The 23742-nt window shown below is 63.0% G+C and carries 25 protein-coding genes; 5 read left to right on the plus strand and 20 right to left on the minus strand.

Annotated elements, in window-relative coordinates; genetic code table 11:
• Nucleotides 1-9: 9 nt before the first annotated feature.
• Complete coding sequence (gene mnmC, locus VF769_RS05105; protein ID WP_331007292.1) at nt 10-1989, plus strand: FAD-dependent 5-carboxymethylaminomethyl-2-thiouridine(34) oxidoreductase MnmC; 1980 nt, start codon at nt 10-12, stop codon at nt 1987-1989.
• On the opposite strand, the gene VF769_RS05110 is transcribed toward mnmC, so the two are convergent.
• The 4 genes from VF769_RS05110 to VF769_RS05125 form a co-directional block, all read right to left on the minus strand.
• Nucleotides 1986-3383, minus strand: coding sequence for an MFS transporter (locus VF769_RS05110; RefSeq protein ID WP_331007293.1), 1398 nt, complete (start codon nt 3381-3383; stop codon nt 1986-1988). The two genes, mnmC and VF769_RS05110, sit on opposite strands and share 4 nt — an antisense overlap.
• Before the next feature lie 76 nt (nt 3384-3459).
• A complete protein-coding gene (locus tag VF769_RS05115; RefSeq protein WP_331007294.1) occupies nt 3460-4245 on the minus strand; it encodes an inositol monophosphatase family protein in 786 nt (261 codons plus the stop codon).
• 98 nt (nt 4246-4343) lie between these two features.
• On the minus strand, nt 4344-4628 hold the full coding sequence (locus VF769_RS05120) for an Atu4866 domain-containing protein (protein WP_331007295.1): 285 nt from the start codon (nt 4626-4628) through the stop codon (nt 4344-4346).
• A 9-nt stretch (nt 4629-4637) separates the two neighbouring features.
• Nucleotides 4638-5366: an SDR family oxidoreductase gene (locus VF769_RS05125; protein WP_331007296.1), complete on the minus strand. Its 729-nt coding sequence runs from the start codon at nt 5364-5366 to the stop codon at nt 4638-4640.
• A 190-nt stretch (nt 5367-5556) separates the two neighbouring features.
• On the opposite strand from VF769_RS05125, the gene VF769_RS05130 reads away from it, so the two are divergent.
• A complete protein-coding gene (locus tag VF769_RS05130; RefSeq protein WP_331007297.1) occupies nt 5557-6465 on the plus strand; it encodes an AraC family transcriptional regulator in 909 nt (302 codons plus the stop codon).
• On the opposite strand, the gene VF769_RS05135 is transcribed toward VF769_RS05130, so the two are convergent.
• The 3 genes from VF769_RS05135 to VF769_RS05145 are packed head-to-tail and all read right to left on the minus strand — an operon-like array spanning nt 6439 to nt 8701.
• A complete protein-coding gene (locus VF769_RS05135; RefSeq protein WP_331007298.1) occupies nt 6439-7635 on the minus strand; it encodes a TIGR03862 family flavoprotein in 1197 nt (398 codons plus the stop codon). The genes VF769_RS05130 and VF769_RS05135 overlap by 27 nt on opposite strands.
• Nucleotides 7628-8026, minus strand: a complete 399-nt coding sequence (locus VF769_RS05140; protein WP_331007299.1) for a VOC family protein — start codon at nt 8024-8026, stop codon at nt 7628-7630. Before VF769_RS05140 ends, VF769_RS05135 begins: the two co-directional genes overlap by 8 nt.
• A 12-nt stretch (nt 8027-8038) precedes the next feature.
• The gene (locus VF769_RS05145) at nt 8039-8701 is read right to left on the minus strand and encodes a dienelactone hydrolase family protein (RefSeq protein WP_331007300.1); all 663 of its coding nucleotides are present in this window, start codon (nt 8699-8701) and stop codon (nt 8039-8041) included.
• 99 nt (nt 8702-8800) lie between these two features.
• On the opposite strand from VF769_RS05145, the gene VF769_RS05150 reads away from it, so the two are divergent.
• A complete protein-coding gene (locus VF769_RS05150; protein WP_331007301.1) occupies nt 8801-9775 on the plus strand; it encodes a retroviral-like aspartic protease family protein in 975 nt (324 codons plus the stop codon).
• On the opposite strand, the gene VF769_RS05155 is transcribed toward VF769_RS05150, so the two are convergent.
• The 6 genes from VF769_RS05155 to VF769_RS05180 form a co-directional block, all read right to left on the minus strand.
• Nucleotides 9751-11001, minus strand: coding sequence for a multidrug effflux MFS transporter (locus tag VF769_RS05155; protein WP_331007302.1), 1251 nt, complete (start codon nt 10999-11001; stop codon nt 9751-9753). The two genes, VF769_RS05150 and VF769_RS05155, sit on opposite strands and share 25 nt — an antisense overlap.
• Nucleotides 10994-12091, minus strand: a complete 1098-nt coding sequence (gene ychF / locus VF769_RS05160) for a redox-regulated ATPase YchF (protein ID WP_331007303.1) — start codon at nt 12089-12091, stop codon at nt 10994-10996. Before ychF ends, VF769_RS05155 begins: the two co-directional genes overlap by 8 nt.
• 21 nt (nt 12092-12112) lie before the next feature.
• Nucleotides 12113-12850, minus strand: coding sequence for a hypothetical protein (locus VF769_RS05165; protein WP_331007304.1), 738 nt, complete (start codon nt 12848-12850; stop codon nt 12113-12115).
• The gene (gene pth / locus VF769_RS05170; RefSeq protein WP_331007305.1) at nt 12847-13464 is read right to left on the minus strand and encodes an aminoacyl-tRNA hydrolase; all 618 of its coding nucleotides are present in this window, start codon (nt 13462-13464) and stop codon (nt 12847-12849) included. The genes VF769_RS05165 and pth overlap by 4 nt, the downstream gene beginning before the upstream one ends.
• A 52-nt stretch (nt 13465-13516) precedes the next feature.
• A complete protein-coding gene (locus tag VF769_RS05175; protein WP_331007306.1) occupies nt 13517-14155 on the minus strand; it encodes a 50S ribosomal protein L25/general stress protein Ctc in 639 nt (212 codons plus the stop codon).
• A gap of 70 nt (nt 14156-14225) precedes the next feature.
• A complete protein-coding gene (locus VF769_RS05180) occupies nt 14226-15128 on the minus strand; it encodes an alpha/beta fold hydrolase (protein WP_331007307.1) in 903 nt (300 codons plus the stop codon).
• 121 nt (nt 15129-15249) lie between these two features.
• Here VF769_RS05180 and VF769_RS05185 point away from each other — a divergent pair, with 121 nt between their 5' ends.
• Nucleotides 15250-16371 (plus strand): ferritin-like domain-containing protein, encoded by a 1122-nt coding sequence (locus VF769_RS05185; RefSeq protein WP_331007308.1) that lies wholly within the window; start codon nt 15250-15252, stop codon nt 16369-16371.
• Nucleotides 16372-16429: 58 nt separating this feature from the next.
• On the opposite strand, the gene VF769_RS05190 is transcribed toward VF769_RS05185, so the two are convergent.
• The 7 genes from VF769_RS05190 to lgt form a co-directional block, all read right to left on the minus strand.
• Nucleotides 16430-18037, minus strand: coding sequence for an ATP-binding protein (locus VF769_RS05190; RefSeq protein WP_331007309.1), 1608 nt, complete (start codon nt 18035-18037; stop codon nt 16430-16432).
• Nucleotides 18038-18135: 98 nt separating this feature from the next.
• Nucleotides 18136-18669, minus strand: a complete 534-nt coding sequence (locus VF769_RS05195; RefSeq protein WP_331007310.1) for a GNAT family N-acetyltransferase — start codon at nt 18667-18669, stop codon at nt 18136-18138.
• The gene (locus tag VF769_RS05200; RefSeq protein WP_331007311.1) at nt 18666-19601 is read right to left on the minus strand and encodes a ribose-phosphate pyrophosphokinase; all 936 of its coding nucleotides are present in this window, start codon (nt 19599-19601) and stop codon (nt 18666-18668) included. Before VF769_RS05200 ends, VF769_RS05195 begins: the two co-directional genes overlap by 4 nt.
• 106 nt (nt 19602-19707) lie before the next feature.
• Complete coding sequence (locus tag VF769_RS05205; protein WP_331007312.1) at nt 19708-20490, minus strand: M15 family metallopeptidase; 783 nt, start codon at nt 20488-20490, stop codon at nt 19708-19710.
• 33 nt (nt 20491-20523) lie between these two features.
• Nucleotides 20524-21324, minus strand: a complete 801-nt coding sequence (gene pgeF / locus VF769_RS05210) for a peptidoglycan editing factor PgeF (RefSeq protein ID WP_331007313.1) — start codon at nt 21322-21324, stop codon at nt 20524-20526.
• Nucleotides 21282-22325 carry a class I SAM-dependent methyltransferase gene (locus VF769_RS05215; RefSeq protein WP_331007314.1) on the minus strand — a complete coding sequence of 348 codons (1044 nt, stop codon included), beginning with the start codon at nt 22323-22325 and terminating at the stop codon, nt 21282-21284. The genes pgeF and VF769_RS05215 overlap by 43 nt, the downstream gene beginning before the upstream one ends.
• On the minus strand, nt 22322-23374 hold the full coding sequence (lgt, locus tag VF769_RS05220; protein WP_331007315.1) for a prolipoprotein diacylglyceryl transferase: 1053 nt from the start codon (nt 23372-23374) through the stop codon (nt 22322-22324). The genes VF769_RS05215 and lgt overlap by 4 nt, the downstream gene beginning before the upstream one ends.
• Nucleotides 23375-23458: 84 nt before the next feature.
• On the opposite strand from lgt, the gene VF769_RS05225 reads away from it, so the two are divergent.
• Complete coding sequence (locus VF769_RS05225; protein WP_331007316.1) at nt 23459-23716, plus strand: accessory factor UbiK family protein; 258 nt, start codon at nt 23459-23461, stop codon at nt 23714-23716.
• Nucleotides 23717-23742: the final 26 nt, after the last annotated feature.

Here is a 23742-nt window from a genome sequence, read left to right on the forward strand (position 1 = left end):
GGCTTCGTCATGCCGCGCTTGCCGCCTTCGCCCGAGCTTGAATGGAGCACCGACGGCGTGCCTCGCGCGGCCGCCTTCGGTGACGTGTACTTTTCGCGCGAAGGTGGTTTGGCCGAGGCGGCGGCCGTGTTCCTTGCTGGAACTGGATTACCGGAAACATGGCGAAGCAGGGATCATTTCGCCCTTTGCGAACTCGGTTTCGGCACGGGTTTGAACGTTTTGGCGGCATGGTCTGCCTGGAAAAAGACGCGGCTACCTCATGCAAAATTGCATATCTCAAGCGTTGAGGCATTCCCGCTCGCAAGGTGCGATGCAGCACGCGCGCTGGCGCAGTTTCCCGACATCGGCGATCTCGCGGAGCAATTGCTCGCACGCTGGCCAGTGCGCGCGTGCGGGCCGCAACGGCTCTGGTTTCCAGATGACGGGTTCTCGTTGACGCTTTGGATCGGCGATGCCGAGCGCGTGCTGGGCGGCATGCGTGGCGATGGCTTTGACGCCTGGTTTTGGGATGGCTTCGCGCCGGCGCGCAACGAGGCGATGTGGGGCGAGGGCATCGCGCGTGAGATTGCGCGGCTCTCCAAGCCCGGCGCGCGCGTGGCCAGCTTCACGGTGGCTGGCGGCGTGCGGCGCGCGCTGGAGGCTGCAGGCTTTAGTGTTGAGAAGAAGCCGGGCTTCGGTGCGAAGCGGGAGCGGCTGGAGGCGACGCTCTTAAGCTCTCTCTCTTGCGGAGAGGGCGCCTCGCACAGCGAGGCGGGTGAGGGGCGTGCCGACGCCCAGGCGTCGGCACGATTGAACCCCCCTCACCCCCTGGCCCCCTCTCCGCACGGGAGAGGGGGAGATGAAATTTATCCCTACATCTCGGCGCATCCCAGGCGCGTCGCGATCGTCGGCGCGGGCATTGCGGGCGCGGCGACAGCGCAGGCGTTGGCGCGGCGTGGCATTGAGGTGGTGGTGCTGGATGAGGCGCTGGCGCTGGGCGCTGGCGCGAGCGGCAATCCCGCTGGGCTGGTGATGCCGCGTTTGGATCGTGGCGACGGGCCGCTGACGGAATTTTTCCTGGCGTCGTACCTCTCGGCGATCGCGGCATATGAGGCATTGGGTGTGCTTGAAGCGTGCGGCGTCGAGGAGCGCGCAGGTGCGCGTGACGCTGACGCGTTGGCGGATTTGTTGAACGATCCGCCGCTGCCTGAGGATTGGTTCGCAGCGTTTGGCGATGGCGCTTTGTACAGGCGCGCCGGCCTCGTGCGGCCGGGGGTAGCGATCGAGAGGATGCTGCGCGGCGCGCACATGATGTTCGAGGCGCCGGTGGCGTCGATCGATCAAGCAGAGGACGGCTGGGTGCTGCGCGCGCCGGACAACCGCGCGATGCTGAAGGTGGACGCGGTCGTGCTTGCGTGTGGCGCAGCGCTAACGCGCTTTGCGCCGGCGCGCTTCATTCCGATCGCGCTTTCGCGCGGGCAGATCGAGTGGGGCGCTGGCGCTGCGCCGGAGCGCGCGATCACGCGTGGATCGTACGTCGCGCCGTTCGATAGCGGCGTGTTGTTTGGCGCGACGTTCGACAAAGCCGAGCAAGAAGAACTCGCGGCGCCGTCGTCGGAAAGCCGTATCCAAAACATCGAAATGCTGCAGGCGATTGCTCCGGAGATTGCCGCGAGCGTGGACTCGGCCGCTCTGAGCTCGCGCGTGTCGTATCGGGCGACGACGCCGGATCGTGCGCCGGTCGCAGGCGCGCTGCCGGATGCCGAAGCATGGCTCGCGCAATATGCCGACCTGGCGCATGGGCGGCTGGTGACGAGCCATGCTCCGCCGCCCGCACATCGCGGCATCTATGTGTTTGGCGGCCTGGGCGCGCGTGGGCTGACGTCAGCGCCGTTGCTTGGCGAGCGCTTGGCGTCGGAAATGTGCGGCGAACCGCAATTGCTGTCAGCCCGCACGCTGGACGCATTGCATCCCGCGCGCTTTCTGCACCGTGCGTTGAAGCGGCGTTAGGTCGTGGTGGGGCTTGGCGCGGCGATTGCGCTGGGCTCCTCTTTCACATCTGCCAAAGCGGCGTGGCGTGCGGCGATGGCGGCGTGGAGTTCGGCCTGGGCTTTCTCGTCAAGCGGGTACTTGCGCAAGGACAACGCCGCAAGGGCATAGAGTACGATCGGCACGGCGATAAAAAGCACGCTCAACGTTAGCAGCGCTTGCTCGGAGTTTTCGCTGCCGAGCGCTGGGACGAACCCAACAGCGCCGAGGATGGCGTAGGTGATGGGGCCGGCGGCGACTCCAAGCTTCGAGGTCGTGAGCAGCACCCCGAAGAACAGACCGGAGCGGCGCGCGCCGGTGCGCAATTCGTCCTCATCGACAACGTCCGCCATTAAGGCGCGCGTCAGCAAGACGCCGCCGCCATTGGTGAGGCCGGCCGCAAGCATGGCCGGCGCGGCGAACCAGAATTCGTGCGCCGGCAGGATGAGAATGCCGCCAGTGGTGAGCGAGGCGAATACCAGCGCGATCTGCAGCGCGACGTGTTTGCCGCGCGCGCGCGCCAGCCACCACCAGATTGGCACGCCGAGCAGGCCGGCCATGAAATAGATGGCGAGCAGCGTCTGCGCTTCATTTTCGAAGCCAAGTACGAATTGGAAATAGAAGAGAAAGAGACCGCCGGAGACGCCTTGAGCGATGCCGAGCAGCAGGTCGGGCGCAAGCACGCGCAAAGCGAGCTTGTTGCCGGCGAGCGTCTTGACCGTTTCGCGGAAACCAAGGTGAGGTTGCGGCGGCGTCTGGGGGTCTTTGACAAAGGTGACGGCAAGCAATGTGGTGATCGGGATCAGCGCGAAGATGATCCAGCCCATGGTTGAGACCGCGTCGGCGTTCGAGCCGTGAAAGCCCTGGACCACGACGCCCGCGATGATGAGCATGAGCGCCTGGCCGACAGCGCTCGCAAGTTGAACGGCGCCGAGCACTTGGGTGCGGCCGTGATAGGTGGGCTGCAATTCGCCCGCCCAACCCAAATGCGCGATCATCATGCTGGCGTAGGCGAGGTACATGGCGAAGACGGCGAAGCCCGCAAGCCATGGGTCGATGCCGGGCGGCAAGCCGAGGAAAACGAGCCAAAGCAGCGCCATCAGCACGGGCGCACTGGCGATGAGCCAAATCTTGCGGCGACCGAGCGGATGCATCGTGCGGTCCTGCAGGCCGCCGATGGCGGGATCGATCAGCAGGTCGAACACGCGCGCGCCCAGGAATATGGCGCTGACCGCCCAGAGCGGCAGGCCCAGATGTTCGGCGAAGTGCGGCGGCAGGAAGATGATGACGGGAAGCGAGAGCGCCAGAAGCGGCGCGGCGGGCGCGGCGAACGCGATGAGCTCAAGGGTTGAGACTTTGCCTGTGGATCGTGACACGCGCGCTGGCCTCCCGCCCCGGCCTCAGAGGGCGGGTTGTTATTGGGCGCTAATGTTCACGAGAGATGGCGTGCGATCAACCGCGCAACGCCTGTTGGAGGTGCGGCAACAAGCGCTCGTTCGCGGCGACGATGGCGCCGGTTTTCATGAAATCGCCGCCATCTATTTCGGTGACGATCCCGCCCGCCTCGCGCACAATGACCGCGCCGGCGCCGATGTCCCATGCATTCAGGCCGCGCTCCCAATAGCCATCGTACCGCCCGGCCGCGACATAGGCGAGGTCAAGGGCGGCGGCGCCGAAGCGACGAATTCCGGCGCTGCGCGCGATCACCCGTTCAATTTCACCAAGCGCCTTCTGGTGACCGGGTTTGCCATGGAAAGGCGTGCCGGTAGCGAATACGGCTTCGCGTATGTCGGTGCGCGCGGCGACACGTAGACGCCTGTCATTCAGATAAGCCCCCGCGCCCTTCTCGGCCCAGAACAGCTCATCGCGGATCACGTTATAGACAACGCCAGCGACCAGCACGCCCTCGCGCTCAAGGCCGATGGAGATGGCGAAGTGCGGGATCCCGTGCAGGAAGTTCGTGGTGCCGTCGAGTGGATCGACCAACCAGCGGTGCGACTTGTCGGTGCCTTCAACCTCGCCCCGCTCCTCCATGACGAAGCCGTAGCCGGGGCGAGCTTTGGAGAGCTCTTCGAAGATTGTCTTCTCGGCCTTGATGTCGGCCGAGGAGACGAAGTCGCTAGGGCCCTTCCGCGAGACTTGTAGGTTTTCCACTTCGCCGAAGTCGCGCGCCAACGCGCGCGCAGCCTTGCGAGCGGCGGCGAGCATCACGTTCAGGGTGGCGGAGGTCTGCGGCATCGCGGTCCTATAGGGAAGGCGCGGTAGCTAGCAGTGGGGGGCTGGAGCGGCAAGGGCGGGCGCTGTCCCTGGTGTGTCAGCGCCCGCCCATTCCTGGGTTAATCGACCTTGTAGAAGAGCATATCGGCCTGGCGCAGAGCGCCTTCGGCGAACACGCCCTCGTAAGTGCGGCCTTCGTCGCTTTCATAGGCGATGCGGTCGCCTTCGACATTGTAGCGGCCGGAGACGGCTGGGCGGCGGCCACGCTGTTTGAGATACCGCCCATCGGGGAGAAGTTCGTGGCGGATAAAGCCGCCCGCGCTCTTCCAGACCCCGACATAAGTCTGCGGGGCGTCTTCCCGCACCTTCGTGAAAGTGCGCTTGGTGACGAAGATAATGTCCATGATCGGTCTTTAGTTTGCTGCGGTGGGGCGGACCACGATCTCGTTGACGTCCACGCCGTCGGGCTGGTCGATGGCGAACGCGACCGCGCGGGCGATGGCGTCAGCCGGGATGATGATCTTGCGGTAATCGTCGATGAATTTGGCGGTCGCTTCATGTGTAATCGTGTGCGCCAGTTCGGATTCCGTCACGCCCGGCGAGATGATCGTGGTGCGGACGTAAGCGTTTTCTTGGCGCAGACCTTCGGTGATGAAGTTTACCGCAGCCTTAGTGGCGCAATACACCGCGCCGGTCGGGATGCTGCGATAAGCGGCGATCGATGAGGTGTTGATCACATGACCGTGGCCCTGCTGCGCGAACACTGGGAGGACGGCGGCGATGCCATAGAGCACGCCTTTGATGTTCACGTCGATCATCTGCTCCCACTCGTTCACCTTGAGGGCTTCGAGCGGCGAAAGCGGCATCACGCCCGCATTGTTGACGATGACGTCGAGCCTGCCAAAGCGCTCGCGGGCGAAGCGGACGATATCGGCGACACTGTCGCGCTTGGTGACGTCGAGCGCTTGGAATTCGGCCGTCGCGCCTTGGGCGCGGAGTTCGGCGACGAGCTTTTCGAGGCGATCGGTGCGGCGCGCGCCGAGCACAACAGTCGCGCCGCGTGCAGCCAGTTCGCGTACGGTAGCTTCGCCGATGCCGCTCGAGGCGCCAGTGACGAGTACGATTTTGCCTTGGATAGACATTTGGCTTCTCCGTTGAGTTTGGGGGCCGGCGGGGTGCGTCCGGCGATGAGGAGAAGATCGGGCAGAGTGGGCTTCGGGCGGTAGAACAGGGCTCCGCGATGATTGCCTAAAACTCCAAACCTGACTTGCCGGCGGTTGGAGGCGCTCCCAGATGTGCTAGCGATAAAGCGCAGATTGAAGAGCGATCGCCATGCCGCGTTTGTTTGATATGATTGAATTAATTGAAAAATATACAGGCGGCGTGGACGGCGCGCATGAAACGGCAATCCCGCGCGTCAGACTTTTTCGCTTTTCGACGCCGACCGAGCCGCTCCACGCCTTGCACGAACCCTCAATCTGCCTGGTTGCGCAGGGCAAGAAGCGGGTGCTGATTGGGGATCAGGTGCTGGACTACGATGCGGGTCGGTTCTTGGCGGCTTCCGTCGATGTGCCTGTGGTGGGCCAGGTGATCGAGGCGTCGAAGGATGCGCCGTATCTCTGCTTCAAGTTGGAGATCGACCGCGCGGCGCTCGCGGCTTTGGCGTTGGAGATGGGACCAGCTGTTCAGAGCGGCGACGCGTCCCTTGGGTTGGCGCTGAGCGAAACGACGCCGGAACTGCTCGATGCCGCCTTGCGTTTGCTGCGCCTGGCCGAAACGCCGCGTGATATTCCTATGCTTGCGCCGCTGGCGGAACGCGAACTGCTCTATCGCTTGCTCGCGGGTGAGTTCGGCGCACGCCTGCGACAACTCGCGTATGCGGATTCCAAACTCAGCCAGGTCAACCGAGCGATAGGTTGGATCAAGCAGAACTTCCGCGAAGCATTTTCGGTCGAGACGCTGGCGGCAGAAGCGCGCATGAGTACGTCGGCGCTGCATCTGCATTTCAAACAAGTCACGTCGCTGTCGCCGCTGCAATACCAAAAACAGATGCGCTTGCAGGAAGCGCGACGCTTGATCTTCGCTGAGGCGATGGACGCAGCGCGTGCGGCGCATGAAGTAGGTTACGATAGCCCCTCGCAATTCAGCCGCGAGTATCGGCGCTTGTTTGGCGCGCCCCCGGTGCAGGATGTGACGCGCCTGCGCGAAGCCGCACTACCGATCGGCGCAGCCGCACCGTAGAATTGCGCGGGCGGCGTGAACGCCGGTGGCAAAGCTGGCTTGCAGAAGATACCCGCCGGTGGGCGCTTCCCAATCGAGCATTTCACCGGCGACATAGGTGTTAGGGATCGCGCGGAGTTGAAGATCTTCGCCCACCGCGTCCCAACGCACGCCGCCCGCGCTAGAGATGGCGCGTTCAAGGGTGCGCGCGGCGATGAGGCGGATCGGCATGGCCTTGATCAACGCCGCCAGCGCGCGCGGCCCGCGCGGTGGCGCGCCGTTCTCATGCAGCAAGGCGATGGCGAGGGGCGTGAGCCCGAGTCTCTTGCGCAGCGCGGACGAGAGCGTATCGCCGCTTTTGGTGCGTTCGAGCTTGTCGGCGATGTCGTTCGGGCTGAGCGCGGGGCGCAGATCGATGTGAATTGTTGTGGGCGCGGCGACGCGGAGTTCGGATGAAAGGGCATAGATCGCGCCGCCTTCGATGCCATATTCGGTGATCATCGCTTCGCCGCGCACTTCGCGGTCGTGGTGGCGGAGCGCGATGGTCTTCAGCGGCTGGCCGGCAAAGCGCGCGCGGAAATGGGGCGTCCAGGCGACATTGAATCCGACATTGGCAGGAGCGAACGGACGGATCGCCACGCCACGCGTTTCGAGGGCTTCGCGCCAGAACCCGTTGGAGCCCAGCCGTGGCCAACTGGCGCCGCCGAGGGCCAGGAGTGTGGCGGACGGTTTGAGCGGCGGTTCGGGCGCAGCGAAGCGCAACGCGCCGTCCTCGGTCCAGCCGATCCAAGTGGCGTTGGTTTTGAAGGCGACGCCTTGGATCGCGAGCCGCTGGAGCAGAGCGCGCAACAGCGGCGAGGCTTTCATGGCCTTCGGAAACACCCTGCCGCTGGAGCCGATGAAGGTGTCCTGGCCCAGGCCGTTGACCCAGGCGATCAGATCGTCGGGTGTGAAGCCATCAAGCATGGGCTGAAGGTGTGGCTGCGCCTCCCCGTAGCGCTTCAGAAGTTGGGTGAGCGGTTCGGAGTGTGTGAGGTTCAGCCCGCCTCGGCCGGCCATCAAAAATTTGCGCGCGACGCTGGGCATGCGTTCGTAAATGACAACGCGTTTACCCGCGGCGCTCAGAATGTCCGCGGCAATCAATCCAGCGGGGCCGGCGCCGATAATGGCGATCGGCGGCTCATCACCCATGTGCGTGGCAGACTGCTTCGATCTTGTTGCCATCAGGATCGCGAACGAACGCGCCGTAATAGTCAGGATGATACTCGGTGCGCAGGCCGGGCTTGCCGTCTTCTATGCCGCCTTGTTCAAGCGCGGCGAGATAGAAGGAGTCGACAGCTGCACGTGTGTCGGCGTGGAAGGCGATGTGTACACCGTTTCCCATCGTGGCTTGCTGGCCGTTGATCGGCAATTGAATCCAGAAGCTTGGCTTGGCGCCCACCCCATAGCCGACGCCCACGAGTTGGCCGTTTATCTCGACGGGATAGATCGCCGTCATGCCAAGCGGCGCGAGCGCTGCGTCATAGAAGACTTTCGCCCGGCGCACGTTTGTGACGCCGACGGATACGTGATCAATTGCCATGCACATATCTCCTCACGGCCAGCGCGCGAACCAATCCAATGTGCGCGAGAGCGCCAGATCACGCGCTACGCCGTCGAAATCGGACGAACCCTTGCGGCAGAAGCCGTGGCCGGCGTCGTAGAGATAGAGTGGAGAGTCGGGCGCCGCTAGACGGACCCTTTCGTAATTCTCTGGCGGGATCGACGTATCGTGCGCGCCGTAGTGCAGCATGGTCGGTATCGCGGGCTTGGCGTCGAGAAGATCGGCGATGAGGCGGCCGTAGAAGCACGCCGCTGCATTCAGGCCCCGGCACTTGGCGGCGGCCATCCAGGTCGCCGCCCCGCCGTAGCAGAAGCCTGTGACATATACTGGTTTAGGCAGCGCATCGATGGCGGCTTGGACGTCGGAAATCACTTGCTTCCAGGGCGATGCCTTGACGGCGCTGATCCCCTTCTGAACGCCATCGGGGTCATGGCCAGCATGAAAGCCGCGCTCGATGCGATCGAACAGGCCGGGCGCTACCGCCGCGTATCCCGCATCTGCGAAGAACTCAGTGATCTCGCTGATATGGTCCGAGAGCCCAAAGATTTCCTGGATGATGACGACGCCGCCTCTGCGCGCCGTCTTCGGCTGCGCGGAAAGGGCGCTGAAGGTGAAGCCGTCGATGCCGCTGATGAGTTCGATCGTGTCGGTCATGCCGGCTTCCGTCGCATGTAAGCAGCGCTTCGTCGAGTGCCCGCATTGATCGCAGGAAGTTGAGCATGATGCCGCTGGTGTGGCAGAGCGCATACGCTCATGCTCTGGGCCGAGATGAAGAGTCTCGTCTCCCTCGTGGCGCTCAGCGCCTTGTGGTGCGCCTGGGTCGCGTCGGCGGCGGCGGAGTGCCTTGATGCACCCGATCTTGCTGCGTACGAGGCGCAAGCAACGCCAAACGCGGCCTATGGACCAACGGAGGCCGACCGACTTGGGCGGGTGGTTGCGCCTGTGCACATTAATGGAGCGGGGCCTTTTCGCTTCATCGTCGACACCGGCGCAAATCGCTCAGCCGTATCGCAAGGCTTGGCCGAGCGACTTGGGCTTACGCTTGACGGGTCTGGTGAAGTGCACAGCGTACACGGCGTTTCCATCGCGCCTCTGACGCGCGTGGATTCTATGAATTATGGCGACGTCGCGCTTGGCCCCGCGACGATGCCGGTGCTCAGCGGTCCAATGCTCGCCGGTGAGCAGGGTTTGCTCGGTGTCGATGGCATGCAGGGGCGACGGTTGCGCATGGATTTCGATCGCAATTGTATCGAGATCATCCCATCGCGCGGGGCGCCACGCCTACGTAATTGGGTGCGCGTTGACGGAGAGCTCCGCTTTGGCCATCTGGTTGTGATACGGGCGATTATCAACGGTGTGCGCACGAATCTGCTGATCGATACCGGCTCGAATACGTCGCTGGCGAACTTCGCGCTGCGCGACGCGATCGGTCTACGCATTCAGCGACGCGCGCGCGGGGGCGCGGCAGTCGCTTATACGGCGGGAGATCCAGTGCTGCTCCCGGACATGATGTTGCTGCCACGCATCCGTATCGGCGAACTCAACATCCGTAATGTACGCGCCTATCTGGGTGATTTTCATATCTTCCGCCTGTGGAGCATGCAGGACGAGCCGACCCTATTGGTGGGCATGGATTTGCTCTCGCAATCGCGGGCGATCGCGATCGACTACGCGACGGGCGAAGTCTATTTCCGGCTACGCGATCAGTTGCGGGTTTCGACATTCTGAAAATTCGGCGCGGGATCCGAAAGGAGACGGCCGCGTTCGGTCCAGAGCACGGCGGCGATCGTGCCTAACGATGCGAGGAAAAGCCCAGTGAGGAAGGGCGTCGCCGTGCCGTCGAAACCGCGCGCGATCAATGCGCCTAGGATGGCGCCGCCGGTGCCGGTGACGGCGCCGAAGAGCGCTGACGCGGAGCCGGCGACGTGCGCGACAGGCGTCATCGCCAGCGTGTTGAAGTTGCTGGAGATGAGACCGAAGACGCTGAAGGTGAGCGCCAGAAGCGACAGGAAAAGCCAAAGTGGCGGCGCATGAAATGCTGCAAGCGCCGCGTGAACGCCCGCGGCGGCGGCGAACCATAGCATCATTGTGTGCGAGATGCGGCGCATGCCATGCAACATGACGATCCGCGAATTCAAGAAGGTGCCGCCGGAAATGGCGATGGCGATAGCGGCGAAAGCGAGCGGGAAGGCTACGCCGAGCTCGTACACGTCAACGTAGAGCTGCTCGGAACTGGTGATGTAAGCGAACAGGCAGGCGGTGAGGCAGGTGCTCGCCAGCATGTAACCCACGGTTTGCCGTTCGCGCAGCACATCGAGATAGCCGCGCGCAATCACGGCCGGCTGCAGCGCGCGGCGGTGCTCGGGCCGGAGAGTTTCGGGCAGGCGCAACACCGCCCACGCCAAGACGGCGAGCGCGTAGATCAGCAACGCGCCGAAGATCCAGCGCCAAGGCGCAACGAAGAGGATGGCTTGGCCGATGGCCGGCGCGATGATGGGAACAATCATGAAGACGGTCATCGCCATCGACATGACTTGCGCCATGCGTCGGCCCTCGGTGAGATCGCGCACGACGGCGACAGAGATCACGCGGGTCGCCGCCGCGCCCAGGCCTTGCAGCGCGCGCGCGGCGAGAAATAGTTCGTAGCTCGGCGCCACGACGCACAATACCGAGCCGATGATAAAGATGCCGAGCGCCCAAATCAGAATACTGCGACGCCCGAACGAATCAGAGAGCGGGCCGTAGGCGAGCTGGGAGACGCCGAACAGCGCCACATACATGACAATGACCAGTTGACGGTCGTTGTCGTTGCTCAGCGCAAAATCACGACCGATGTCGGGGAGCGCGGGCAGCATGATGTCAATCGCCAGCGCATTCAGCGCCGAAAGCGCGGCCACCATGGCGACGAGCTCGAACGTGGACAGCGCTGGCCGAGGGGCGGCCTCGTTACGCATTGAAGCGGAAATGCATCACGTCACCTTCCTTGACGACGTAATCCTTGCCCTCAAGCCGCATCTTGCCGGCTTCCTTGGCGCCAGTTTCGCCATTGAATTTGACGAAATCTTCGAAGGAAATGGTCTCGGCGCGGATGAAGCCTTTTTCAAAATCGCCGTGGATGACGCCGGCAGCTTGCGGCGCAGTCCAGCCTTTCTGGATGGTCCAGGCGCGGGCCTCCTTGGGGCCGACCGTGAAATACGTTTGGAGGCCGAGCAGGTCATAGCCTGCGTGGATCAGGCGGGAGAGACCCGGCTCCTCAAGGCCGACCGTGGCGAGGAATTCAGCCTGTTCGTCATCGGAAAGTGCGGCGATTTCGGCTTCGAGCTGCGCACAGATGATCACGCACGCGGCGTTCTCCTGCTTTGCGCGTTCCTCAACGCGCGCCGTATGCGCATTGCCCTTGGCGGCGTCGTCTTCATTGACGTTGCAGACGTAGAGCACGGGCAGCGCCGTCAGCAGCTGCAGCATCTGGAAGGCTTTTTCTTCTTCCGGCGCGCGCTTGGTAAGGCGCGCGGGCTTGCCATCTTCGAGTAGCGCCTTGGCGCGCAGCACGAGGTCGAGGGTGAGTTTCGCGTCCTTATCGCCGCCCTTGGCCTTCTTCTCGAGATTGGTGACGCGCTTATCAAGGCTTTCGAGATCGGCGAGCATCAATTCGGTTTCGACGGTTTCGAGGTCGGCGATCGGATCAATCTTGCCCTCGACGTGGGTGATGTCGTCATTCTCGAAGCAGCGCAGCACGTAGGCGATGGCGTCGCACTCACGGATGTTGGCGAGGAACTGGTTGCCCAGGCCTTCGCCCTTCGAGGCGCCGCGCACGAGGCCGGCGATATCGACGAAATTCATGCGCGTTGGAATGATCTCTTTCGAGCCAGCAATGGCGGCGAGCTTTTGCAGGCGTGGTTCTGGCATCGCCACTTCGCCGACATTCGGCTCGATGGTGCAGAACGGATAATTTGCTGCTTGCGCCGCGGCCGTTTTGGTCAGCGCATTAAAGAGCGTGGACTTGCCGACATTCGGCAAGCCCACGATGCCGCATTTGAAACCCATAGTCTTCCCTCGTTCGATCCGTTAACGCCCAAGCGCCTTGGCCGCCAAGTCACGCCAGATGCGGGCTTCGCCGCGCAGTTGCGGTGAGATTTTGGAATAGCGGCGCTCGATTTCGCCGAAGCCGATCTCGGCGTCTTCGCGGCGACCGGTCTTCGCCATGAAGGCGACGTAGCGCGCGCCGGATTCCAAGCCTGGCACGCGGTCGGCCGCGAAACGGAAGGCGTCGTCCGCCTCCTCATTGCGGCCCAGGCCTTCGTAGGCGCGTGCGAAAAGGAGGGCGACTTGCGGCGTCGCGCCTTCACTGCCTAGGGCGCGCAATTGTTCGAGACGCTTCAGTGCGTCGTCATAGCGGCCAAGCTCGAGCAGGGCTTCCGCATGACCTTTGAGCACCGCAGGATCGTCTGCCCAATGGCCCTCGGCTGCGAGCGCCCATTGTGCTTCCGCATCGCTCCAGCGTCCGAGTGCTGCGGCAGCTTGCGCGATCTTCATGCGATTGCCGACTGTCGGCGTATCTTCAAGCGCGCGCATGGCGTTGCGAAAATCGCGCTCCGGATCGATGGCTTGGCGCGCCGCCTTGCCGACGTTGCGCGCGGTGCGCCCGCCCATCATCTCCGGCACGAGCACGGCGAAGAAATAGAAAGCAGGCGCCAGCATGGGCGCGATGACGAAGAGCCAAAGCCAATACATTTCGCGCCCGGTGCGGACCACGTGCACGCCGCAAAGCAGCGATGGCAAGTAGGAAAGGACCAGAAGGATCATGCGCCATCGCCCCCATTGGCCTGCTGGCGCGGATTGACCTTCTCCGCCGGCGCCAATCGCATTACTTCACCCTGATACTTCTCGTCTTCGCCCTTCGCGAGCAACGGCGCGGCCTTGGCGCAGGCGTCGAGCAACTTCTGCAACCAATCGGCGTCGGCTTTGTGAAAGTCGCTGAGTACGTGGTGGTGCACGAGTTCTTTTTGGCCAGGATGCCCCACGCCCATGCGCCCGCGGCGGAAGCCTTCGCCGACGGGTGAGGCGATGATCGAGCGGATGCCGTTATGACCCGCCGCGCCGCCACCCGTCTTCATGCGGAAGCGGCCGGGCGCCAGATCGATCTCGTCATAGAAGACAACAATGTCCGTGGCGTTGAGCTTATGGAAATTCGCGGCTTCGCCGACGGAACGCCCACTCTCGTTCATGAAGGTTTGCGGCTTAAGAAGCAGCGTGCGGACGCCGTCGATGTGGCCCTCAGCAAGCTCGCCCTGGAATTTTTTCTTCCAAGGTCCGAAGCCGTGCGCGCGCGCGATCGCATCCACGGCCATGAAGCCGATATTGTGCCGATTGCCTGCGTATTTCGGGCCAGGATTGCCGAGGCCGACAAGGAGCAGCATGGACGCCTTCTAGTCTTTCCCCGAGCAGGAAAGGAAGGCGTGACTGCCTTCCTTACTTCTTGTCTTTTTCAGCCGGAGCAGCAGCGGCCGCCGGGGCGGCTTCCGCGGCCGGGGCCTCTTCCTTCTCAGCCTTACGGCCTGTGATCGTCGCGATCGTGAAGTCACGGTCAGCGATCACCGGGCGCGCGCCAGCCGGCAGCGTGATCGACGAGATGTGGATTGAGTCGCCGATGTCCTTGCCGGTGAGGTCGACAACGATCTCTTCCGGGATGGCGTTTGCCTTCACCTTCAGTTTGACGGTGTGGCGCACAATATTGAGCGCGCCGCCGCGCTTGAGGCCCGGCGAAGCTTCGTGATTCTTGAAGTGGACGACGACATCGACCGTGATCGCGGAATTCTCTTCGACGCGATAGAGGTCGAGATGGATCGGCTGATCCGTCACCGGGTGCAGCTGGATCGCGCGCGGGATCACAGGCTGGCGCTCGCCTTTGTGGTCGAGCTCGACCATGTGCGAGATGAACTTCCCCGAACGGAGCGCCATTTCGACGTCCTTGGCGTTGATTTCGATCGGCACAGCGCCGCGCGGGCCGCCATAGAGCACGCCGGGAATGAGGCCTGCCTTGCGGGTGGCGCGCGCGCCGCCCGTGCCGGTGCGCTCGCGCTGTTCAACGTTCAATACAATGCCGGCCATGGGCCCGTGCCCCTTCGAAATCCGCTATCGTCGGAAAAATGGAAGCGGGGCTTCTAGCGGATGGCGGCGGTCACCGCAAGGTAGGTCCGCCAGCCGGATCAGGGTCATTTGCCGCTTGTGGCGGGGCGGCGGGTTGTCGGCCTTCGGCCTCGGCAATGGCGCGCTCGAACGTGTCGAGCAGTGCGGCGACGCAACAGGCGTTCAGGAAATGGTCGCCGTCGGGGACGGTAACCAGGGAATGACCGTAGGTGGCGGCGATGCGTTGGTCGGCCTCCAGGGGCACGAACGTGTCGGCGTCGCCATGGATGAAAACGATGGGCTGGCTCAGGCCCTGGAAGGCAGTCCAGACCGCCGGCAATTGTTCGGCCTGGGCCGTGACCTCCGAGATCGAATTGCGCAGGTCGCGCGGCAGCACGCCATGTAGCATTTGACCAGCGCCGAACATGCGCCGAGCGGTCGGGCCCCGGTCGCCGAAATAGGCCGACACCAGCACGAGGGCGTCGACGCGGTCGGGATAGCGGGCGGCCATCAGAGTGGCGACAGGTGCGCCAAAGCTTTGACCAACAAGGAGAATACGCTGGCCTTCACGCGCTTCCAGCATGGGGGCGAGGGCGTCGGCCTGTTTGGCCAGATCGCGAACGGCGTCCTCGGGCTCGGAGGTGCGGAAGCCGGGACGGTCGGCGACGATCATTTCCCGGGTTTCAGGCAGGCCGGCAATGGTGGGGGCCCAATACTCACTCCAGGACGGCGTTCCCGTGATGATGACCACCTTCCAACCAGCGTCGGCGCGGGGCGGGGTCTGAAGGGCCGATATGCGCCAGCCTTCGGGGACCCCAGCGGTGAAGCTGATGCGCTCCATTGTGCCGGCAGGATATGAGCCCGAGGTTGGAAAGCGCTCGCTGCCCTCGTCGGCGGCCCCGATCGAGCACGCGCCGAGAAGGAGCACCGCCAGGACCGAGAATGTTGCTCGCATGGCGAGGAATCTAATCGCGCGCGCTCAATCGCGCGAGGGGATTGATCGAAATCAATGCCGTCTCATCGCATTAGCGTTTTCTTAAAAATGACGCATGCGTCATTTTTATAGGGAGAACACAATGCGCGTCACCATCGTTGATAAGCCCCCACAAGAGGTGCGTACGTTTGAGAACGACGATCTCGCCGACAAGCTGACGATGGAGGACGTGGAGACGATCCGCGAGATATTCCACACGCCGCTGACCGGCTCGTTCAACTGGGATTACGACAGCGCCAACGCGAAAATTCGCCGGCTCTACGAACTTGGCAAGAAGTTCAACTGGAACCCGACCGACGACATTGATTGGGATGCGCCGTGTAACATGGACGATTATCCGTCCGAGCCGTCGCTCAGCGCGCTCAATGGTTATCCAGAATACGAGGCGCTGAGCGAGAAAGAGAAGATCGAGTTCTCATGGAAGGCGCACGCGCAGACCATGAGTCAGTTCCTGCACGGCGAGCAGGGCGCTTTGTTGGTGGCGTCGCAACTCGTGTCGTGCGCCCCAACGGCGGACGCCAAGCTCTATGCGGCTTCTCAGACGTTTGACGAAGCGCGCCATGTCGAAGTGTTCAATCATTATCTGCGCCAACGCTGCGGCCGCATCTATCCGATCAACAACAATCTCAAGGCGCTCATCGATAAGGTGCTCGCCGACGAGCGTTGGGACCTGAAATTCATCGGCATGCAGCTGATTATCGAAGGGCTGGCGCTGGCGGCGTTTGGCACGACGGTGCGCACCACGCGTGACCCGGTGCTGAAGCAAGTCGTCGAACTGGTGATGCGCGACGAAGGCCGTCACGTGGCTTTCGGCGTGAATTATCTCGAAGATTGGATCAAGGCGTTGCCGGAACAGGAAATCGAGGACCGTGCGGAATTTGCGTACCAAGCCTGCGCGATCATGCGCGATCGTTTGTTCGGTCTCGACGTCATGCGCGAATACGGCTTCGATCTCGAAGCCGCCAAGAAGCACATCATGGATTCCATGGTGATCGGTCTATTCCGTGAATTGCTGTTCGAACGCATCATGCCGAACCTGAAGCGCGTCGGTCTGCTCACCGAGAAGGTGCGCGAAAAGTACGAGGCGCTTGGAGCGCTGAAGTACGAAGACCTCGCGGGCGACGTCTTGATCGATTGGGCGCAGCTCGAAAAGCCGCTGCCGACGAAGGAGAATCTGGCCGCCGCCAAGATCGCGGCCGAATAAGCTCTCCCCTAGCTCTTTTTCGAGCTCCGGCGGCACGGGAGACCGTGTCGCCGTTTCTTTATGCAGCCGCGAGCTGCGCGACGCTGGCGAGCGGGAGGGCCAAGGTGAATGCCGAACCCTTGCCTAGCGTGCTTTCGGCTGTGATCGAGCCGCCCATCGCGTGCGCCAGTTTCTGTGAAATGGAGAGACCGAGTCCGGTGCCGCCATATTTCCTTTGAATGTCTGTATTGGCCTGGGAAAAGGGCTCAAACAATCGTTCGAGGTCGTCGGCCGCGATGCCGATTCCGGTGTCGCGTACTGTGAACTCGACATGCGCCCCCCGGAGAGCTGCGCTGATTTCGACGTCGCCGCCGTTGGTGAATTTTATGGCGTTGCCAACGAGATTAAGCAGAATTTGACGCAGCCGCATGTCGTCGGCCATGGCGTATAGACCGTGACCCGGATCGACGATGGAAAGCACGTTGTTCTGTGCAACCGCCATCGGCTCGGCGATTTCGACAACCTCTTCCAGCATGCCTTCGACGGTGACCGGTTCGAGATTGAGTTGGAGGCGCCCGGCGTCAATGCGGGCGTGGTCGAGGACATCGGTGACCAATTGGCGCAAATGCTTCGCGGCGGCGAGGATACGGGTGGTGTCCGTGCGCAGAACCTGATGATCGGGCGCACTGCCCAACTGCTCTTGTATGAGTTCAGTGTAGCCGATGATGGCGTTAAGCGGCGTGCGCAATTCATGACTCATCGTGGCGATAAAGTCGGCACGCAAGCGGCTGACCTCAAGCGCGGTCTCGGCTTTCGAAGCGATGCGCACATGCGAGGCCACGAGCGTGCGCGTGATCAGGATCGCTAGCACGCCGATCAGCACGAGGCAGAACATGATTGGCCAGAACTGCAGCGCGAAAGCCGCGCTGCCGGGGCGTTCGTGGCGCCACGTGAGCGCGCCGATCTGCCGGCCTGAGGGCGTCACGAGAGGTAGGGCGAGCCGGTCTCGGTCGCGCGACGCGGCGGTGGCGAAGGCGAGTTGCTCCAGGTTGAGCGTGGCGCCCAGAGTGGCGATGTCTTCCGGCGTCAGAACGTCGATGATCGCGAGATAGTCGGGCGGCGCGTCAGTGCGGGCCCGGCGATCATAGGCGGTCTCCGGCGTGATTGCGGCGACGGAGAGAAGCGCTAAGCGACCATTCTGGGTGATCACCGAGTGAACGGCGAGATTGGCGCTGTCGACAGCATCCGGTTGCGGCAGGGCGAAATCGCCGCGAGCGGCGGCGAGCGCCGCGCCGATCAGGAGCGAGCCATCGTCGACGCCGTCGGCGACCCATTCGTGCCGCACAGCGCCGTCGACATCGAACACGATCAGCGCGTCCGCGACGGCGGAATAATAATTGTTGTCCAGCCAATCTGGATCGAAACGCAGTGTAACGTTCTCGTAGGCCTCGTCCCACATTGCGTAATCGAGCGTTAACTTCGCGAGCGCTTGGGCGCGCGCGTCCATGACGCTTCCGAGCACGTGCGCGGATTCTTCGGCGAAACTTCGGTCCTGGCGCTGCGTGAAGTTCACGGTAAGCGCCAAGAAGAGCATCGCGACGACGAGCAGAAGCACGAGGATCGGCGCGCCTGCGCTGATCCATGCCCGCCGCTCTGCGGGGTCCCATTTTTGTTTACGCTCTGTCAACGCGCGGAGCCCACCCGAATGTTTTGTGGGGCAATTTACTTGATGGCGTTTGCAAAAGCGTTCACGCGCTTGCGCGCGTTACAGTGAATGAAGCGTTGCTATTGCAGCGTTTTGGCGAGCACAATGAAGACGAGGTCGCGGGATTTTGGCAGGCCGAAGCGTTCGTCGTCCAATGGGAAGGGCTCCTCGCGCCCGGTATCGACATAGCCGCGACGGAGGTACCACGCGATCAATTCGCGGCGTTGCTTGATCACCGTCATTTCCATGCTGGCCGCGCCGAGCTTGCGCGCGTGCGTTTCGGCTGCGGCGATCAGTTGACGGCCGAGACCGGCGCTCTGGCGTTCCGGGCTCACAGTGAGCATGCCGAGATAGGCGATGGGCTTGCCGTTTCGGTCGCCCTCGTCGGCGATGAGGACGCAGCCGGCGAGCGCACCATTGTCCTCAGCAAGCAGGATCGTCTGCGCTGGATCGGCGATGATGTCGGCAAGCGCTTGCGGGTCGGTGCGTTGTCCGCCTAACAGGTCGGCCTCGTGCGTCCAGCCGCGCTTGGCGCTCTCGCCGCGATAACCGCTCTCGACCAGCGCGTGCAGCGCGGGAATGTCCGAGGCGCTGGCTTTGCGCAGCGTAATCACTCGAACAGCGAGCTGACGCTCTGTTCGTTGGCGATGCGCGAGATGGCGTTGCCCATCAGCTCCGCCACTGAAACCACGCGGAGCTTCTTGCATTTTTCCGTACGCGTGGCCGCATCAATGGAATTGGTGACGACCATTTCCTTGAGCTTGGATTCATCGACTCGCTTGGCCGCGCCGTTGGAGAGTACGCCGTGCGTGATGTAGGCCGAAACCGAGGTCGCCCCTTTGGCAATCAGCGCGTCGGCTGCGTTGCAGAGGGTGCCGCCGCTATCGACGATGTCGTCGATCAGGATGCAGTCGCGTCCCTCGACATCGCCGATGATGTGCATCACTTCGGATACGCCAGCCTTCTCTCGGCGCTTGTCGACGATGGCGAGATCGGCGCCCAGCTTGTTGGCAAGCGCGCGTGCGCGGACGACGCCGCCGACGTCCGGCGAGACGATCATCAGCTTGGTGGTGTCCTTGCAGTGCTCACGGATGTCCTTTTCAAGCACCGGCGTGGAGAAGAGGTTGTCGGTAGGGATGTCGAAGAAGCCCTGAATTTGGCCGGCGTGCAGTTCGAGTGTGAGCACGCGATCGGCGCCGGCTGTGACCACGAGGTTGGCGACGAGCTTGGCCGAGATCGGCGTGCGGCCGCCGACTTTGCGGTCCTGGCGGCCATAGCCGTAATAGGGGATCACCGCCGTGATGCGGCGTGCCGAGGCGCGCTTCAGCGCATCGATGCCGATCAGCAATTCCATCAGATGGTCGTTAGCGGGATACGACGTCGACTGGATGATGAAGACGTCCTCGCCGCGAACGTTCTCCTTGATCTCGACGAAAATCTCATTGTCCTTGAAACGCCGAAACTCCGCTTCCGCAAGCGGTAGGTCGAGATGCTCGGCGATGGCCTTCGCCAGTGTTTGGTTGGCGTTGCCGGAGATCAGTTTCATCGGATGCGAGCCCTCACGCGATTGCGGGCTGCTTACTCTCCGACTCGGCGGTGAGGAAAGGGTTTGATGCATTTTCGTGACATGGGCGAGCGCCGTTGCATCTACGTCACGACTTTGGGGTCTGCCTTTCGGCATAGTCGACACCGCCGTAAACCGCTTCCGGCTTGCCGAGCAGCTTGGCCCACATCTGGTCGCCATAGGAGAAATGCCACCATTCGGTGGGATTTGAGGCAAAGCCGGCCTCGACCATGAGCCAATAGAGCAAGCGGCGATTGGCGCGGGCTTCGTCGTCGGAAAAGCTGAACTCTGCCACCTGCGACTCAAAGCGCGGCGTGTGGGCCAGCGGCGAGGCGTCGTCGAAGAGCGAGCCCATCCAGAGTTGCTCGCCGTCGCGCCAGCGGATGGTCAGGTCGACTGCGCCGCCCGTGGCGTGCGGCGAGGGGCCATTCTTGTCGATCGTCGGCGCGGACCAATAGGTCTCGACTTCGGCGATCAGTTCGGACTCGCTGATACCGGGCTTGCGGCGCCTGATCTCGGCGGGCAGCCAAACATCGTGGAAATAAGCCTGCACAGCCTGCGGTCGCCAGCCGTCAAACAGAAAGAGCTCGAGATCGGCTTGGGCCAGTTTTGCGTTGACGCCCGCGAGCTTGTGGGCCACGCCCTCGCGGACGACGATGTCATCGATCGCCCCTGGCACAGCGGCGTAATAGGGCGGGTTGCGTGAGGCGGCGTAGTAGTTGCGCCCGGCGACGCCGTAATCGGCAGCCCGCACGAGGGGCTCTCCATTCTCAGCGCCATCGAATTTGATCGGCAACGCGCGATAGCCGCGCGCAGTTTTGGGGGGCGGGATGGGCGTTTCGCGATACGGCGTAAGCGAGGCAAATGGCATGCTTCTCCTTCAACGCGCTGCGGCGGTGCTGGTTCAGCCGAGAGATATAGCAGCGCAATTGCGCCCATAATCGGGTGCGGCCTCGCGGAGGGAGCGGCGATGGCTGAAATATCTCTCATCGCGGAACGTATCGATATCGACGATCTCGACGTCGCCGACGCCGAGCAGCGCGAGCTGATGCGCGCAAAAAGCGGGCAGATCGAAATGCGGCTTGGGGCCGAATTCATCGCTGAAGAAACGGGTGTTGGCGGGATCAGCCGCGCTGAAGGTGTCGCGGAAATCGGCGCCGACTTCGTATGATTGTTGCTGAATGCAGGGGCCGACCGCAGCGCAGATGCGGTCTGCGCGCGCACCGTGTTCGATCATCAGCTTCACCGTTGAGGCCAGCACGCCGCCGAAGGCGCCGCGCCAGCCGGCGTGGGCCGCCGCTATAACGCCAGCTTCTTTGTCGGCCAGCAACACTGGGCCGCAATCGGCGGTCAGTACGGAAAGCACGAGGGCGGGATTGGTGGTGACAAGTGCGTCCGCATGCGGGCGCTCGCCGCTCCAAGCCGCATCAATGAACACCGCGTCCGGCGAATGCACCTGGTGAACGCCCACGAGCATGTCCGGCGCGGCGCCAAAGCTCGCGGCGATGCGACGGCGATTCTCGCGAACGCACTCTGGTTCATCCCTTGAGCCCGTGCCGGCATTAAGGCTGGCATAAATGCCTGCTGATACGCCGCCCCCGCGGCCGAAGAAGCCGTGGCGCACGTGCGCCAGCGCGTCGGCTTGGACTGCTGGCGGTTCGCTCAGAATCCGGCCGGCGGCGGGAGGTTGGGGCTCGACAGACATATGACTTTGAACAACGCGCCCATTTGATCGGCGTCCGTGAGGCGCTTCAACTCCCGCATCACGCGCGGCGCGTGTTGTGGGTTGGCGTTCGCTAGGGTCTCGGCGCGCACTTCGATGCCGAGGTTGCGTAAGAATTGGCCCTGCGTGATGGGGCCGTGAACTTGCAGATCCGCGTTCAAGGCGAGTTGCGCCACACGTGCGAAATCGACGTGCGCCGTGAGATCAGCCTCACCAGGCGTCTCGATCGGATCGATCTTCTTGTGGTTCTTCAACGCTTGCAGCGTGTCGGCGCCTTCGGGCCGCGCGTACCCGTAATCGATCAGCAGCATGCGCGCCGGCGCATCATGCAGGCGGCGCTCGATTTCGTACATGAAGCTTTCCAGGCTGGGCGCGATTTCACGCACCATGCCAGGTTCGTCGTCCGTTTCGGGGCCGGGGATGGCGGCGCTCAGGCCAAACACGAGTTGCTCAGCTTCGTTTAGCCCGACGAGCTTCTCGTGCCAGCCATCTTCACCGCGCACGAATTGGCGGATCGGCATGCAATCCAAGAACTCGTTGCCGATGATGAGCGACGGGCCGGGTGGCGCGTCTTCCAGGCGCAATGCCCATTCGGGTTCATCGATGCGTTGTGCTTGCTCATCACGCAGTGGCGCGCTGGTTTCGATCAGCACGATGTTGCAGGCCTCGCGGAAGCCGGGCAGGCGCTGCGTGGCGCGCAACGCATCTTGCATCAACACGCCGCGGCCGGGGCCGAGTTCAATCAGATTGAAGGCAGGCTTACCGAGCACATCCCATTCATGCGCGCACCACAAGCCGATCAGCTCGCCAAACATTTGGCTCGCTTCCGGCGCGGTGAGGAAATCAGCGCTGGCGCCGCCGATGGCGGGACGGGTTGCGTAATAGCCGTCCTCCGGATCGTATAGACAAGCGCCCATATAGTCCGCGACCGTCATCGGGCCGTTGTCGCGGATATAATCGATCAGTTTTTCTTTCAGGCTCACGCTGCCGCCAATTTGGGTTGCTTGAAGGCGCGATTGATCAGCCACATGCCGGCAAGGATCATCGGGATCGAGAGCAGCATGCCCATGGTGACGATGCCGCGCAGCGATTCTGGCATGTGCGCGTCCGGTTCGCGCACGGTTTCGAGGAGCGCGCGGAAGAGGCCGTAGCAGACGAGGAAAATGCCTACGTTGAGACCCGGGCGGCGTAGGCTGTCAAATTTGAGCGTGGCGATATTGATGATCGCAAACAGCGCCAAGCCTTCGAGGCCCGCCTCATAGAGTTGACTCGGGTGGCGCGGATCGAGACCGGCCGGGCAATAGCCGCCATTCTGCGCCATCAGGCGTTCGTTGCAGAAGATCACACCAAACGGGCTGTCGGTCACGCGGCCCCAGAGTTCCCCGTTTATGAAATTGGCGATGCGGCCAAAGAAGAGACCGATCGGGGCGGCGGCGGCGGCGATATCGCCCAGGCGCAATAGATCGATCTTGTCGGTCTTCGACTTCTCGCGCGCGCTTTCGACTTCGTTTTTCTTCACCCAGCCCAGTTCGCCGAGACGCACATAATTCTTGCGCTCTGCGGCGGGCGGCTCGGCAACGGCATGCTTCTTTGCGAGCGACGCGAAATGCTCTTCGTTCACATGCAGCTGGCGCGTGAACCAGACGGCCGCCAGCGCCACGCCGATCAGGCCGCCGTGGAAGCTCATGCCGCCCTGCCAGATTTGCAGGATTTCGGCGGGCGCCTTCCAGATCATGTCGGGCTTGTAGAAGAGCACGTAGCCGATACGGCCGCCAAGGATCACGCCGAGCGTCGCCCAGAATAAGAAGTCATCGGCTTGCGGTACGGAGAGGGCGGGTCTGCCCGGCGCCCAGAGCTTGTCGCGCCGGATCAACCAGACCATCCAGCGCCAACCCAGCACCAGGCCGACAATGTAGGCCAGCGCGTACCAGCGCAGCGGGAAGGGGCCGAGTTGCGTCCCAAATAGCTCGAAGCCGGGCAGAGTGAGCGCCGCGGGGTCGATATTGGGGAATTGGATTGCCTCTAAGATCACCGGCTGGCGCCCTTCGTTTTAGCTGATTGGCCGCATTGCCCGGCTCAAGCCGGGCTTCTAATTAGGCCGAAAGGATCGGTCCACATGCAAACGACAAGCTCGGTGTTCGATGATCTGGCCCGTTTGATGACGGGGGCCATGGGCGTAGCCCAAGGCGCCAGCCTGGAAGCCAAAAGCTTCATGCGCGCCCAGGCGGATCGCTTCGTCGCCGAAATGGACCTCGTGAGCCGCGACGAATTCGAGGCGGTAAAGCAAATGGCCGCCGACGCCCGCGCCGAAGCCGACGAACTCCGCACCCGACTTGCGGCCCTGGAAGCGCTGCTCAAAGACCGGGCTTCATAAACACTTCACTGTCTCAGACGGTGAGA

The organism is Vitreimonas sp. (genome assembly GCF_036392335.1).
Lineage (GTDB): Bacteria > Pseudomonadota > Alphaproteobacteria > Caulobacterales > Aquidulcibacteraceae > Vitreimonas.

What these genes read in the sequence shown, in the direction of transcription:
- VF769_RS05165 (WP_331007304.1), bottom strand. Translation starts at nt 12,850, where the DNA reads ATGATCCTTCTGGTCCTTTCCTACTTGCCATCGCTGCTTTGCGGCGTG.
- VF769_RS05225 (WP_331007316.1), top strand. Translation starts at nt 23,459, where the DNA reads ATGCAAACGACAAGCTCGGTGTTCGATGATCTGGCCCGTTTGATGACG.
- ychF (WP_331007303.1), bottom strand. Translation starts at nt 12,091, where the DNA reads ATGGGTTTCAAATGCGGCATCGTGGGCTTGCCGAATGTCGGCAAGTCC.
- VF769_RS05135 (WP_331007298.1), bottom strand. Translation starts at nt 7,635, where the DNA reads ATGGGTGATGAGCCGCCGATCGCCATTATCGGCGCCGGCCCCGCTGGA.
- VF769_RS05115 (WP_331007294.1), bottom strand. Translation starts at nt 4,245, where the DNA reads ATGCCGCAGACCTCCGCCACCCTGAACGTGATGCTCGCCGCCGCTCGC.
- VF769_RS05205 (WP_331007312.1), bottom strand. Translation starts at nt 20,490, where the DNA reads ATGCCATTTGCCTCGCTTACGCCGTATCGCGAAACGCCCATCCCGCCC.
- VF769_RS05155 (WP_331007302.1), bottom strand. Translation starts at nt 11,001, where the DNA reads ATGCGTAACGAGGCCGCCCCTCGGCCAGCGCTGTCCACGTTCGAGCTC.
- VF769_RS05145 (WP_331007300.1), bottom strand. Translation starts at nt 8,701, where the DNA reads ATGACCGACACGATCGAACTCATCAGCGGCATCGACGGCTTCACCTTC.
- VF769_RS05130 (WP_331007297.1), top strand. Translation starts at nt 5,557, where the DNA reads ATGCCGCGTTTGTTTGATATGATTGAATTAATTGAAAAATATACAGGC.
- VF769_RS05120 (WP_331007295.1), bottom strand. Translation starts at nt 4,628, where the DNA reads ATGGACATTATCTTCGTCACCAAGCGCACTTTCACGAAGGTGCGGGAA.
- pgeF (WP_331007313.1), bottom strand. Translation starts at nt 21,324, where the DNA reads ATGTCTGTCGAGCCCCAACCTCCCGCCGCCGGCCGGATTCTGAGCGAA.
- VF769_RS05175 (WP_331007306.1), bottom strand. Translation starts at nt 14,155, where the DNA reads ATGGCCGGCATTGTATTGAACGTTGAACAGCGCGAGCGCACCGGCACG.
- VF769_RS05200 (WP_331007311.1), bottom strand. Translation starts at nt 19,601, where the DNA reads ATGAAACTGATCTCCGGCAACGCCAACCAAACACTGGCGAAGGCCATC.
- VF769_RS05150 (WP_331007301.1), top strand. Translation starts at nt 8,801, where the DNA reads ATGCTCTGGGCCGAGATGAAGAGTCTCGTCTCCCTCGTGGCGCTCAGC.
- VF769_RS05180 (WP_331007307.1), bottom strand. Translation starts at nt 15,128, where the DNA reads ATGCGAGCAACATTCTCGGTCCTGGCGGTGCTCCTTCTCGGCGCGTGC.
- VF769_RS05125 (WP_331007296.1), bottom strand. Translation starts at nt 5,366, where the DNA reads ATGTCTATCCAAGGCAAAATCGTACTCGTCACTGGCGCCTCGAGCGGC.
- VF769_RS05185 (WP_331007308.1), top strand. Translation starts at nt 15,250, where the DNA reads ATGCGCGTCACCATCGTTGATAAGCCCCCACAAGAGGTGCGTACGTTT.
- VF769_RS05140 (WP_331007299.1), bottom strand. Translation starts at nt 8,026, where the DNA reads ATGGCAATTGATCACGTATCCGTCGGCGTCACAAACGTGCGCCGGGCG.
- pth (WP_331007305.1), bottom strand. Translation starts at nt 13,464, where the DNA reads ATGCTGCTCCTTGTCGGCCTCGGCAATCCTGGCCCGAAATACGCAGGC.
- mnmC (WP_331007292.1), top strand. Translation starts at nt 10, where the DNA reads ATGCCGCGCTTGCCGCCTTCGCCCGAGCTTGAATGGAGCACCGACGGC.